The organism is Paenibacillus phyllosphaerae (assembly GCF_014192105.1).
GTDB lineage: Bacteria > Bacillota > Bacilli > Paenibacillales > Paenibacillaceae > Paenibacillus_Z > Paenibacillus_Z phyllosphaerae.
This window is the reverse complement of the sequence record NZ_JACHXK010000009.1, coordinates 42,881-55,758: the sequence shown is the minus strand read 5'-3', so window position 1 is coordinate 55,758 and position 12,878 is coordinate 42,881. Positions and strand designations below refer to the sequence as shown.

General features: G+C 52.2%; 13 protein-coding genes. 7 read left to right on the top strand and 6 right to left on the bottom strand.

Going from position 1 to position 12,878, the window contains the following annotated elements:
• Nucleotides 1-32: 32 nt before the first annotated feature.
• Nucleotides 33-650 carry a cupin domain-containing protein gene (locus tag FHS18_RS19015; protein WP_246427770.1) on the bottom strand — a complete coding sequence of 206 codons (618 nt, stop codon included), beginning with the start codon at nucleotides 648-650 and terminating at the stop codon, nucleotides 33-35.
• Between the two features lie 151 nt (nucleotides 651-801).
• Nucleotides 802-1,632 carry a MurR/RpiR family transcriptional regulator gene (locus tag FHS18_RS19010; protein ID WP_183601671.1) on the bottom strand — a complete coding sequence of 277 codons (831 nt, stop codon included), beginning with the start codon at nucleotides 1,630-1,632 and terminating at the stop codon, nucleotides 802-804.
• Nucleotides 1,633-1,847: 215 nt separating this feature from the next.
• Between FHS18_RS19010 and FHS18_RS19005 the strand changes: the two genes are divergently transcribed.
• Genes FHS18_RS19005 through FHS18_RS18990 form a run of 4 tightly spaced genes read left to right on the top strand, consistent with a single transcriptional unit; the run spans nucleotide 1,848 to nucleotide 6,144 of the window.
• Nucleotides 1,848-2,711 (top strand): DUF8171 family membrane protein, encoded by an 864-nt coding sequence (locus FHS18_RS19005; protein WP_183601670.1) that lies wholly within the window; start codon nucleotides 1,848-1,850, stop codon nucleotides 2,709-2,711.
• Entirely contained in the window at nucleotides 2,711-4,543 is a 1,833-nt protein-coding gene (locus FHS18_RS19000) for an ABC transporter ATP-binding protein (RefSeq protein ID WP_183601669.1), read from the top strand. The genes FHS18_RS19005 and FHS18_RS19000 overlap by 1 nt, the downstream gene beginning before the upstream one ends.
• On the top strand, nucleotides 4,530-5,357 hold the full coding sequence (locus FHS18_RS18995; protein ID WP_246427769.1) for an energy-coupling factor transporter transmembrane component T family protein: 828 nt from the start codon (nucleotides 4,530-4,532) through the stop codon (nucleotides 5,355-5,357). The genes FHS18_RS19000 and FHS18_RS18995 overlap by 14 nt, the downstream gene beginning before the upstream one ends.
• Nucleotides 5,358-5,385: 28 nt before the next feature.
• Complete coding sequence (locus FHS18_RS18990) at nucleotides 5,386-6,144, top strand: PHP-associated domain-containing protein (RefSeq protein WP_183601668.1); 759 nt, start codon at nucleotides 5,386-5,388, stop codon at nucleotides 6,142-6,144.
• A gap of 152 nt (nucleotides 6,145-6,296) precedes the next feature.
• Here the strand turns inward: FHS18_RS18990 and murB are convergent, their stop codons facing one another.
• On the bottom strand, nucleotides 6,297-7,226 hold the full coding sequence (murB, locus tag FHS18_RS18985) for a UDP-N-acetylmuramate dehydrogenase (protein WP_409348561.1): 930 nt from the start codon (nucleotides 7,224-7,226) through the stop codon (nucleotides 6,297-6,299).
• 271 nt (nucleotides 7,227-7,497) lie between these two features.
• On the opposite strand from murB, the gene FHS18_RS18980 reads away from it, so the two are divergent.
• Together FHS18_RS18980 and trhO are read left to right on the top strand one after the other, a co-directional pair.
• Nucleotides 7,498-8,136, top strand: coding sequence for a helix-turn-helix transcriptional regulator (locus FHS18_RS18980; RefSeq protein ID WP_246427768.1), 639 nt, complete (start codon nucleotides 7,498-7,500; stop codon nucleotides 8,134-8,136).
• Between the two features lie 49 nt (nucleotides 8,137-8,185).
• Nucleotides 8,186-9,088 carry an oxygen-dependent tRNA uridine(34) hydroxylase TrhO gene (gene trhO / locus FHS18_RS18975; protein ID WP_183601667.1) on the top strand — a complete coding sequence of 301 codons (903 nt, stop codon included), beginning with the start codon at nucleotides 8,186-8,188 and terminating at the stop codon, nucleotides 9,086-9,088.
• Between the two features lie 141 nt (nucleotides 9,089-9,229).
• On the opposite strand, the gene FHS18_RS18970 is transcribed toward trhO, so the two are convergent.
• Entirely contained in the window at nucleotides 9,230-10,528 is a 1,299-nt protein-coding gene (locus FHS18_RS18970; RefSeq protein WP_183601666.1) for a hemolysin family protein, read from the bottom strand.
• Between the two features lie 701 nt (nucleotides 10,529-11,229).
• Between FHS18_RS18970 and FHS18_RS18965 the strand changes: the two genes are divergently transcribed.
• Entirely contained in the window at nucleotides 11,230-11,637 is a 408-nt protein-coding gene (locus FHS18_RS18965; protein ID WP_183601665.1) for a DUF1259 domain-containing protein, read from the top strand.
• Nucleotides 11,638-11,695: 58 nt separating this feature from the next.
• Here FHS18_RS18965 and FHS18_RS18960 read toward each other — a convergent pair whose 3' ends face one another.
• Both FHS18_RS18960 and FHS18_RS18955 read right to left on the bottom strand, forming a co-directional pair.
• The gene (locus FHS18_RS18960) at nucleotides 11,696-12,229 is read right to left on the bottom strand and encodes a YdhK family protein (protein WP_183601664.1); all 534 of its coding nucleotides are present in this window, start codon (nucleotides 12,227-12,229) and stop codon (nucleotides 11,696-11,698) included.
• A 176-nt stretch (nucleotides 12,230-12,405) separates the two neighbouring features.
• Nucleotides 12,406-12,876 (bottom strand): C40 family peptidase, encoded by a 471-nt coding sequence (locus FHS18_RS18955; RefSeq protein ID WP_183601663.1) that lies wholly within the window; start codon nucleotides 12,874-12,876, stop codon nucleotides 12,406-12,408.
• Between the last annotated feature and the right edge of the window lie 2 nt (nucleotides 12,877-12,878).

The window sequence follows — 12,878 nt, the reverse complement described above, 5'->3', positions numbered from 1 at the left end:
TCTCAGGCGATGAACGGTTGTTCTTGTTACCCCTATGGCTGGTGCTTCTCCATTGCTGTCGCTTCGGCTTTCGTTGCATGAACGGTCCCATGCGGATGCTCAGGCGGCGCATAGATGACATATACCTTCAGCGGCCTATCCCCGGTGTTCGTGACATTATGCCACGTACCGGCAGGAACCATAATGGTCTCATTTTCATGCGCCATTTTCTGAAAATCCAGTTGGTCTTGAGCGTCCCCCATTTGAACCAGGCCTTGCCCTTGCTCAATGCGAATGAATTGGTCAGTGGCGGGATGAACTTCAAGGCCGATGTCTTCGCCGACGGGAATACTCATGACCGTTACCTGAAAATGTTTGCCGGTCCACAATGCAGTCCGGAACGTATCATTGCGCGTCGTCATCTGTTCGATATTAACGACCGTAGGATTCGGACCGTAATCCTTGATTTCCATCGCTTCTGCAACGTCTGACCGCGGTATAGCGGGCAAAGACCCTGGATGCGGCATGTATGCAGGGTAGTAGCCTGTCACGTAGCCGGGACGATACGCCCGCATGTTGGCATAAGCGTAATACGGATAGGCGTTCGAAGGGTAGGCGTATGCCGGATAGACATACATCGGGAAAGCTTGGGCTCTCGGATAACCGTACATGTCAGAAATGACCTCCATAGGCGAATAATCAGATAAACCAGTATATGACTGTGGCCATAAAAGGTACGTTATCCAGCTATCCAATGAGACCTATGTGCCGACCAAATAAAAAACGCCCCGATAGACTAGAATCGGGACGTTGCTCTTGCCGTTATTTCGGAATCATGCTGACATATCGCTTCCTTAATGCGTGCAGCTGCTCGAGTCGCTCCATCGCCGCCGCTCCGCTGCGCTTGGCCGCCGCGGCTGCCAGCCCATCGACGAGTGCCAGCGGCGCGGCATTCGTATGGAAGCCTTCAATCTCGCCCCGATCTACCTGGAGCACGATGCTGCACGCCTCGATCATCTCCGAGACGAGCAGATCGGTAATAAGAAGCGTCTTATACCCAGCCTCCTTGGCTTGGGACAGAATCACTTGAATCTCCGGCGAGCTTCGTACGAAGCCGAAGATGACCACGATATCTTCTTCTCCGGCATGGACAAGATTCTCGTACAATTCATGTCCGCTCCTCGCCATGACGCGTACATCGAACCCGATCCGGTTCAAGCGGAACTGAAGCAGGTCCGTCAGGAACGCCGTGGCCCCGCTGCCATAGGCGAAGATTCTTCTGGCCGAGCATAGCGCTTCGACCGCCTGTTCGAACTCACTGCGGGATAGCCTGCGCGCCGTTTCCTCTAGATTGGCGATATTCATCGCCAGTATGCCGCTCATCATGTCGTCTTGCTCCAGCTTGTCGAGCAGCTGCTGCATCTTGCGGGCAGGCGTAGCCTGACGGCTTTCCTGCATAACCCGCTTCAATTCCTTGAAGCTGGCATATCCGATGGAACGCCAGAACCGGGATACCGTCGCGACGCTGACGCCCGTGTGCGCAGCGATCTCCTCCTCGGTGAAGTAGAGCAGCCGGTCCTCGGATTTCATGGCGAAATCGGCGATTTTCTGCTGGCTCTTCGAGAACCTCCCAACATCGAACTCCCACTTCATCCGTTTCTCTCTCCCTTGTGTATCCATGGATATAGACAACTTTCATCTGGTACTACCTTAGCAGAATTTGACGCCCAATGAAAATATTTTTTCATTTTTAATTTTATGAAATAAATTTTACAATACATCCATTTCCGGTTGACGCCGGATTAACAATCCTTGCCTATACTTTGAACCAACACATGCCAGACCAAATCATTATAGGAGGGTTCCACATGCTATCCCGCAATGAAATGACGTCGTCCCAGAAGCTGATGGTCTTTATTCTGGCGATGTCGCTGTACGGCATCTCCAATATGTTCACGGAGCTGATCCCCTCGGTGAAACTCGGATTCATCGAGCTGAAGGTCGAGTACTTCATGTTCGTGCCGCTTACGCTCGCCATCCTGTTCAATCCGCTCTACGCGGCGCTTGGTGCCTCCTTCGGCGAGGTCATCTTCGGAGAGCTGCTGCTCGGCCAGTTCGGCGGTCTCGGCGAGGTCGAGAAATTCATCGAGTTCTCGCTTGCGGTCTACATCGCCGGTCTGCTCGTCAGCAATCCATCGAATCGCCGTCAGCTGGCGCTTGCCGCCTATGTCGCGATCGGCATCGATCAGCTGCTCAGCGTCATCGTCGACATCGCGAAGGTCGGCTTCGGCATCGAGGATCTGGAGGCGGTACCCGGGCTTCCCGAGAGTATCTTCGTCATTGAAGGCGTCAACTTCCTGAATACGATGATTGTCTCCGGCACGCTGTTCACCCTTCTGCCTACGCTGTATCTCGTGCCGCGCCTCTATGGCAAGATCGAGCCTCTGCTCGGCATGAAGCCGCGCGAGACCCGGGTTAAGGCGTCCTTCGGCGAGTTCGCCTCTCCGCGGCTGATGCTGCTCAGCATCTTGTTCATTCTGATCGCCGGCACCGCCGAATTCATGTCGGAAGCGGACATTAACTTCGCCGTCTGGGAGCCTGAATTCGTCGAGCAATACGGCAACGGGGTCGTCTGGGCCAGCATCGGCGCCGCGGCACTCGTGCTCGTCGCGACGCTGATCTTCTCGATCCGCCGCTCCGCCCGCAAAGCCACGCATGCGAGGAAGCTCTAATGAACCTTAACCAACAGGAACCGATTATCGAGATCCATGGCCTAACGTTTCGTTATCCCGGCGCAACGGACGATGTCTTGCGCGATGTGTCGCTTACGATCGCCAGAGGCGACTTCATCGCCATCGCCGGCGGCAACGGAAGCGGCAAGTCGACCTTGTGCAAATGCCTGAACGGCCTCATTCCGAACTACTACGTCGGCGATTTCAGCGGCAGCCTGCTGATTAACGGAGCTCCCGCCCATGAGCAGACCGTCTCCTCGCTTTCCCGGCAGGTCGCTTACGTCTTCCAGGACTTCGAGAATCAGCTCGTCCGGCCGAGCGTCTATGATGAAGCCTGCTTTGCCCCGCTCAACTACGGCTATGCGGATTACCGCGAACGCGGCGAGCGCGCGCTGCAGCTGCTCGGCCTCACGCATCTGCGCGACAAGTGGATCTGGGAATTGAGCGGCGGGCAAAAGCATATGGTCGCCCTCGCCGGCGCGCTGTCGCTCGACCCCGATGTCATCGTCGTCGATGAACCGGTCGCGCAGCTGGACCCTTTCCACGCCCGGTTGATCTATGACAAGCTGCGCATCCTGAACGAGGTGCACGGCAAGACGATCATCGTCATCGAACATCATACCGAGTTCATCGCCGAATACGGCAATACGATGCTGCTTATGGATCGCGGCCGCATCCGCTGGGTGAAGCCTGTCCGCGAGGCATTGAATGCCATAAGTGAGCTGGGTGAGCTCCATATTGAGCCGCCGCAAGTGACCGAAGCCTTTCATCGTTTGCGTGAACGAACTACGCCGACGACGCAGGATTCGCCCGCTTCCTCCCGTCCGCTCTACCCGGTGACCCTGGCACAAGCCGCCGACTGGCTGGACGATCTGTCCCTGGGCAAAGATCGGTATCAGCCTGACCATTCGAACAGCGGTGATGACGTCTCCTCCAGGGACAAGCAGACCCACGAGCTGCCGCAGGAAGCCGACAGTCGTTCCGGTCGGCAGCCACTTGTCCGCTTCGAGCAGGTGACTTATGGCTATAAGGATATGGCACGCACGACGGCTCCCGTCCTGCGCGGCGTCAATCTGACGTTATACGAAGGCGACCGAATCGCCCTGATCGGCAATAACGGCGCGGGCAAGTCTACGCTGATGCGCCTGATCTCCGGGATTCGCAAGCCCCAGCAGGGGCGGGTAACGGTGTGCGGGCAAATAACGAGGGCCGTCTCTCCTGAGGAGCTTTCGGATGACGTCGCGTTTATTTTTCAGAACCCGGAGGAAATGTTCATTGAAGACTCCATCCGCAAGGACGTCGAATATTTCCTGAAGGCGCGCCGAATACCGGATTACGAAGCGTTCATCGAGGACATCATGGTCCGCTTCCGGCTCAAGGAGCTGGAGCAGCGCGACGGGCGGCTCATGAGCGGCGGCCAGCAGCGCAGGGCGACGCTTGCCATCGGCCTTGCGATGAGGCCGAAGATCATGCTCCTCGACGAACCGACGGCCAGTCTGGACCTGGCCAGCCGGCGCGAGATGACCGAGCTGCTCGATCGGCTGCAGGACCGCGTTCAGACGGTCATCGTCGCCACTCACGACATGCAGCTGGTCGCCGATTGGGCGAATCGGGTCATCGTGATGCACAACGGGCAGGTTGCGCTTGATACCGATGGGCGCACGGTGTTCGAATGCGCGCCGCTGCTGGAGCAGGCCGGGCTTATTCCGCCGCAGATCGTCCGCCTCAGCCACATGGCCGGCATCTCGCCTGTCTGCCTCACCGTGGAGGAACTGGTCGCCCGACTCATTGAACGAAGCTGCAAGGAGGAAACCGCCATTGGAAGCTGTTAAACCATCCTTCTGGGATAAGCTGAGCGTGGAGCAGATCAAGATTGAGCTGATGCGTACGGCCTATGGCCACGCGAATACGTTCCTGTCGCGATTCGATCCGCGCGTGCTCGTTATCTGGTATGCCTTTTTCGCCATCGCGCCGTGGTTTATCTTCAACAAAACCGTTCTGCTCGGCATGCTCGCGCTCATGGTCGTGCTCACCTACACCTCGAGAGTCAGCACCCTCGTCCTCGTCATTCTGGCGGTCGGACTCGTCAGCGATGTCGGCTATATGCTGTTCGTTTCGTTCTTCTTCGGCGGCAGTCTGGACGCCATCTGGTCCTTGTCGACGTTAACGCTTAAGCTGCTCGTCATCTCGCTTGCGAGCATCGCCGTATTCGCCAGTATGGACCCCGAGAAATTCAGCGATGCCATGCTCAGTCTCGGCATGCCCGCGCAGTTCAGCTTCGGGATCTCGTACGGCTATCGGATGCTGCCGATTCTCATCGAGGAATATAACAACCTGATCTATTCGTACCGGCTTCGCGGGCGTACGCCGCGCAACAAGGGGCTGCTCAAGTGGCGTTATCTCGTCTACATGGGCAAAATTACGGTCATTGCCTTCTATCCGCTCATTCTTAATACGGCCAAGCGGACTAGAACGACCGTCGAGGCGCTCGAAGTGAAAGGCTTCACGTACGCGATGACCAGCTCACAGGCCAAGAAGCTGAAGCTGGCCTACCTGCGTATCGAGCGGCATGACTACCTGTTCATCGCCGTCTCGGTTCTGTTCGTGGCGGCCCTGTTCACCCTCGGCCGGATTTTCCCTCTCTAACATCTCATAATAGGAATGGAGCCTAACGATGAATATTGATCTGCACACCCATGGCAAACTCGCCAAGAAGACCGACTTCGACCCGATCCGCTTCCGCGAAATGATCGAATACGCCCGTCTCAGCGGACTGGACGCGATTGCGCTGACGGAGCATTTTAACACGCGAAATTTTAATGACCTGTACGATCAGCTCGACGCCCGCTACGACTATGTGCACGACTATTACGATATTGAAGGGTTCAAAGTGTTCCCCGGCATCGAGATCGATGTGCAGGAAATCGGCCATCTGCTGATGATCGGTCCGCGCCAAGCGATCCGCGCCCTCCGCGCCCGGCTCACGGCCCATGTCGAAGAGCATACGTTCATCGGCATCCGCGACTTGCTCGACTATTGCGACACGCTTCCGCTCCTGCGCATCGGCGCCCATCCCCATCGGGAGAGCACGCCGCTTCACCATCTGCCGGCCGAAGAACTGCGCCGTCTCGATTGCTTCGATCTGAACGGCAAGGATCTGCATAAGTATGGCCTCGGCATGCAGGAGCGCGTCGCCGTACTCGCGTCGGAGATCGGCCTGCCCGTCGTTGCCGGCAGCGACACCCATCACCCGCTTCAATACGGCTGCGTGATGAACCGCCTGCATCAGTCGTGCAACACCGTTGCAGAATTGAAGGCCTGCCTGTTGAACGGGCAGTATGACATCATCATCTCGCCGCAGCTGCATGAGAAGGTGCAAGCGGCCGCACTAGTGAAAGATATGATTAAGCAGCAATGGAAAATCGCCCAATAGTCGCTTAGGATAGACGCTCTGCCACGGTATCGTATCGTTAGCCCCGATGCCTCTGCCGGGCGTACGCAAAGAAAACGGCCTTCCGCATGGAGGCCGTTTGTCGTTATTAGGCGGGCGAACTTAGCTCACTTAGCTCACCTCGCCTCTATTACCTATTCGTCTTCCCCGATGACCTTCACTTCCATCTGCAGCTCAACATCGAATGCTTCTTTGACCTTCTGCTGCACCAAACGGATGACGGACAAGTAATCATCCGACGTGCTCTCCCCCACATTGACGATGAACCCGGCATGTTTGGTCGACACTTGCGCTCCGCCGATCCGCACGCCTTGCAGTCCCGCATCTTGGATTAGTTTGCCGGCAAATAGATTCGGCGGACGCTTGAATACACTTCCGCAAGACGGATATTCGAGCGGCTGCTTCGATTCGCGCAGGAAGGTCAGTTCGTTCATCTTGGCTTCCATCTCTTCGCGAACGCCTGGCCGAAGCGTGAAGGTTGCTTCAAGCACGATGAGATTTTGTTTGGCCACGGCACTATTCCGGTATTCGAGCCCCAGTTCATCCTTGGACAAAATCCGTCTTTCGCCGGCCACCGTCAAGACTACGGCATGGTCGATCACGTCGGAGACCTCGCCTCCATAGGCTCCCGCATTCATGTAGACCGCTCCGCCGACCGTGCCGGGTATGCCGCAAGCAAATTCCAGCCCGCTAAGCGTATGGCTTAAGGCAAAGCGCGATGTCTCGATCAGCGACGCTCCGCCTTTGGCGATGACCTTGTTGCCTTGCCGCTCGATGCCGTTCATTAACGTGAGATTCATCACGATGCCCCGAATCCCGCCATCCCGGATGAGGACGTTCGACGCGTTGCCTAGAATCGTAACCGGTATCTCGTGAAGATCTGCATATTGAAGGGTCTGCTGCACCTGTTCTTCGTTCACCGGGAACACGAGGACATCCGCAGATCCGCCTATTTTGGTATACGCGTAATTCCGTAGAGGCTCATTTATTTTAATGTGCGATTCGTCATAGATTGTGCGTAAAAAAGCTTCCATCACATTCATCTCCCATACGTAACGATTCATCCGGCATCCTTCCGATGCCTTCGCGCGGATCCCGCTTCCGGATCCTCCGCGCGTGCGATTCCTATCGATCATCCGACAAGTGCGTTCAGTTGACTATAGCACTGTTCACTGGTTCGGTCTAGGTTTCATCCTGCCAGGATTGGACGAATAACCAACAAAATTCGCATGCTGTATAATATACTTATTTAACTATTTTGTATATAATGTTTGAAGCAACGCACCTTTTGTGGCACTGGCGTATAACGGTCACCACCTAGGAGATGAAGGCCGTTTGATTTCAGAAGAACTCGATCTTTCGACACGCGAGAAGATCATGTTGATGCTTAAGACCAGCGGCGAGCTCAGCATCAAAGCCATTACCGAAGAGCTGGCTATTACCGGTATGGCCGTCCGCCGCCATTTGTCGGCGCTTGAGCGGGATGAATTAATTGCCTCTTCTACCGTTCGGCTTCCCATGGGACGACCCGCCGCAGTCTATCGCTTGACGGAGAAGGCGGATGATTTTTTCCCGAAGAAGTACCACACGGTTGCCTTGGAATTATTATCGGAGCTCGAAGGCGATTCCAGCGAGATACAGGTCAATCATTTGTTCGATCTTCGCCAAGCCTCTCTAGAGAAACGGTATAAGGCCGAACTGCACGGCAAGCAGCTCGAAGATAAAGTGGCTGCCTTAACCGCCCTTCAGCATCGTAACGGCTATATGGCGACGTGGAGGAAGCACGGCGACCACGAGTATGAATTGACCGAGTACAATTGCCCGATCTACCAAGTGGCACGCACCTATAATCATGCTTGCACCTGCGAGCTGCAGCTATTCGAAGCTTTGTTAGAGGCCGAGGTAACACGCACCGAATGCTTGGCGAGCGCAGGCCAAAAATGCGTGTATCGTATCCGGGCAGCCGCGCCGTAACCCGGCACTATCACTATCCAATGAATATAGACAAGTCAGGAGAATCGACATGGAGAACCACAAGCCTTATCGCATTTTGTTATATTATAAATATGTCACGATCGAGAATTATGAGACATATGCCCAAGAGCATCTTGCTTTCTGCAAAGAACTGGGCGTCAAGGGAAGAATCCTGATCGCCGAGCAAGGGATCAACGGCACGCTGTCGGGTACCGTAGAGCAGACGGATGCGTACATCGCCCACATGCGCCAAGATCCTTATTTTCACGATATGGTATTCAAGATCGACGAGCACGAAGGACATGCCTTCAAGAAGCTGTTCGTCCGCCCGAAGAAGGAGCTCGTCACCTTGCGATACGACACTCCGCTCGATCCGAACGTCTTAAGCGGCAAGCGTCTGTCGCCGAAGGAATTTTATGAGCAGCTGCAGCAGGAAGACGTCATCATTGTCGATGGCCGCAATGATTACGAATACGATCTCGGACACTTCCGCAATGCGATCCGCCCTACGGTAGAATCGTTCCGCGAATTCCCGGAATGGATCCGGACGAACCTCAAGGATGCCAAGGATAAGAAGATTCTGACTTACTGCACGGGCGGCATCCGTTGCGAGACGCTGACCGGCGTGCTGCTGAATGAAGGGTTCACCGACGTTGCCCAGCTGGAAGGCGGCATCGCCACCTACGGCAAGGATCCGGAAGTGCAAGGCCGTTTGTTCGACGGCAAAATGTACGTGTTCGACGAGCGCGTCTCGGTTCGCGTTAATCAGACGGATGAGGATATCACGGTCGGCAAGTGCCACCACTGCGACGCCCCTACCGATGTGTACGTCAACTGTGCGGACGACCTGTGCCACCATCAGCATCTGGTGTGCGAGGATTGCCAAGAGACGCACAAAGGTTACTGTTCCGACGAATGTTTCCACAACGATACGAAAACAAACGTAGGTTAACCGTTTCATTCCGGAGAAATAGAAGATGATTTATAAGTGTGCAACTTATAAATCTTATATTTTGATAAAAAGCAGGCTCTTGCCCGATTGGACAAGAGCCTGCTTTATTTTTGTCATGCGCTCGGATTCGTGCAGTCAGCCCTACGAGACTCGGGACGCTCTGATTTTCCCGATTCGTTTGGCCTCTACCTCTTCCACCTGGAAGACCGCGCCTTCGAATTCAATAACCGGCCGATCCCCTTTTCTCGGAATGGAACCTAACTGGCCGACAATAAATCCGCTCAGCGTGTCGTACTCCTCGACGGGAAGAGTAATGCCCAGTACCTCATTCACCGTTCGCAATGAAACCATTCCGTTGATGATATAGGTCGCGTCATCTAACCGTTCAATCTCTTTATTATCTTCATCATGCTCATCGAAAATATTACCTACAATCTCCTCCAGCAAATCTTCGATCGTCACAATCCCCGCCAAACCGCCGTACTCGTCAATAGCAATCGCCATATGAACCTTATTCGTCTGCAGATCCTTAAGCAATTCATCGATCGGTTTGTTCTCGGGCACAAAATACGGCGTGCGCATAATGGCTTTCAAATCAAATTCATCCGAGTTCGCTTGCTGGATGAAAGGAATCAGGTCTTTGGTATGCAGGATGCCTACGATATTGTCGATATGCTCCTCATATACGGGAAGTCTGGAATACTTCTCTTCATGCGCAATCACAGCCAACTCTTGGAGCGATATCGTTACCGGAATGCTGATTACGCTCGTGCGGTGGGTCAGAATGTCCGAGACCGTCTTATTATCGAATTCGAAAATATTATTGATCATGCGCTTCTCGGTTTCCTGGATCGCGCCGCTCTCTTTGCCCACATCGAGCATCATGCGGATTTCTTCCTCCGTGACCTCTTCTTTATTGGCATCCGGGTCTACGCCGAAGAGCCGTACCGTCATATTCGTGGACAAGGTGAGCAATTTGACGAAAGGTGAAGCAACTTTGAGGAGAAGCGTAAGCGGCGTTACCGCGAACATGGCGATCGCTTCGCCCTTTTGCATCGCTAGACGTTTCGGGACCAATTCGCCGAATACGAGCGTGAAATAGGACAACACCAGCGTAATGATGACAAGCGATATCGTCTCCAATACTTCGATCGAAAGCGGCACTCCCGCTTCGAATAGAGCGGTCGCGAGCACGCCTGCGAACGACTCGCCCGCAAACGCACTGGCCAAAAATCCGGCCAATGTAATACCAATCTGTATCGTCGCTAAAAACCGTGAGGGTTCGTTTAAGAGATGGACCAACATTTTCGCTTTCTTATGTCCCGCTTCCGCCATCGTTTTGATCTTCGTGTCATTGAGAGAGATGAGCGCGATTTCGGAAGCGGCGAAGAAAGCATTTAATACGATGAGCAAAAGTAAGACGACTATTTCTACTGACAAGCTGATTGACCTCCTACGATCATGAATGAATGGTTTAACCGATTCAATTTCAGTGAAGCTTAGGTTATTCATACGAATGATCGGGGCATGCGTTTACTTTTTTTATGGCATCAGCCGATTATGGCCATTAGATTGTGACGGAATGATGAATGCGGACAAAGAAGCGGTCGTCACAGCCACTACGTCGCTAGACTGGCGGAGACAATAAAAAAGGTTGCTCTTGAAAGCGTTAAATATACTTTGTAACTTGGGTTTATTGATAAGTAAGAGTTCTTCTATCATGAATTAAAACTAAAGTTTGTAACTGACAATTTTCCGACCGATAAATATAGTTTGTAACTAAAATCGGTAATTTGGAATATATCAACCAACCCCTGAATTTTCGGGTAGTAATGGAGTACATATAGGACCTCACACTATTATATGACGTTAAAAAACTAAGAGGTGAGTCTGCAGCACGAGACTCTCCTAATCGCCAAGTAGCGGAACATTCTTCAATTGAGATGATCTGATTCCGCAGGTTCATTAGATCTTGATCTGAGGCCTTCAACTTTTTGTTCGCCTCATCTAAAAATCCTACTAAGCCTCTAAATTTCCCTTAGCACAACTACATATTTTTATAATCCACTAGTTTATAGCACGGACAGTAGACTCCTTATTTCATATATTAATCTAGCAAAATGAAGGGAGGTTAAGTTTATATGGGTACCAATCTTTGTGATCGTCTAGCTCGTATAATTGGGGGCACTGGTAGCGTGACAAATGGTGCTTGTGTCGTCCAAACACTGCGGAATTTGAATGTAAAGATCTTAGGTCGTAGAAGCCGTTCTCCGTTAACTTTACCGTTCGCCCTATCCGTGGAATCGAAAGATTCGCGCGGCCGGACGTTAAACCTTGGAGAAACCGTCATATTAGAAAAAGAAATAAACCCCTTTGTTACTGAGCTTCGTAAACGCGGTATTAAGGTAACAGCTATTCACAATCACTGGCTGTTCCAAAGCAACTGCTTCAAGTATATTCACTGGGAATCGATTGACGATCCTGTCGATTTTGTCCAAAAGAGCGCGGCAGCCGCAAGAGCCGTTGGGATCTTGCCAAAAATGCGTTAAAATTCGCCAAAAACCATATAAAACGGAGGCCCCTAAAGGCCTCCAATTTTGTTTATCCTTAGTTTTTCCCAAGCTCACTCTCAACAACCCATTGATGGTTCTTCACAACTTCTCCACCTGTAGTTGGCGTGTAGTCGACCATGTATACTGTCATCTTTTCGGCAGTGTCAATTGTGGCTTCTGCACCTTTCATGCCTTCCATATGCTCCGCATCTAACGTAACTGTATCTCCCGCTTGAAACGGCTCACTGCCCGCATCCTTAATTTCTTCATGAATGACCCATTTGTGATTGGTAACCTTTTCACCACCGGTAGTCGGAGTATAAGACACACTATAGACTGTTGTGTCATACGCACCGACAACTGTTGCTTTCGCACCATCCATACCAGGCATATGTTCAGCATGAATGACAACTTCTTCTCCAACTTTGTAGGTAGGATTTGCTTCTACCTTTAATCCTTCTGGTACCTCACCAGTTCCTGAATGGTTCATGGATTGATGACTATTATGGTCAGTAGTCGCTGATTGTTGGCCGCACGCACTTAAAACAAGAAGCGCTGCAAAACTAAGGATCATTAGCTTTTTCTTCATTTTTCGTACATCCCTTCTGTTGGAGTATCGCATTATCCCTGATCTCATACTTTCATTATAACCAAGACTTATGTAGAAGCCGTGTAGACGACATCGTTCAAGGAATTTAACTTTTGGGCAACACAAAAGGGACAATTCCGTGATAGGAATTATCCCTTTGTTATTAATCAACCGAATTAATGTTCGTCATTAACCATGTTTGTATAGTCTTGACCCGTAACGACACGACGAGCGGTCACATATCTTTTCGCATAGTATGTATCAGTCAACTTGCTAATTGTTACACCCTTACTACTAGAAGAGTGAGCAAACTCACCATTTCCGACATAAATTCCAGCATGGGAAATCCCTTTTCCATCCGTATTGAAGAAAACGAGATCTCCTTCGCGCAGCTGATCTTTTTCAACCGCGGTGCCTACTTTCGCTTGTGCTTTGGAGACGCGCGGCAGCTTTACATCGAACTGTTTGAATATGTATAGAATGAATCCCGAACAATCGAAACCTTCTGTCGTAGTTCCGCCCCATTTGTATGGAGTTCCTACAACTTTACTGGTTGCATGCCTTAACTCAGACATATCAGCAAAAACACTTGATGCACCAAACGTAAATAACATGATGGCCCCTAACAGAGATGCAAGCACTTTCATAA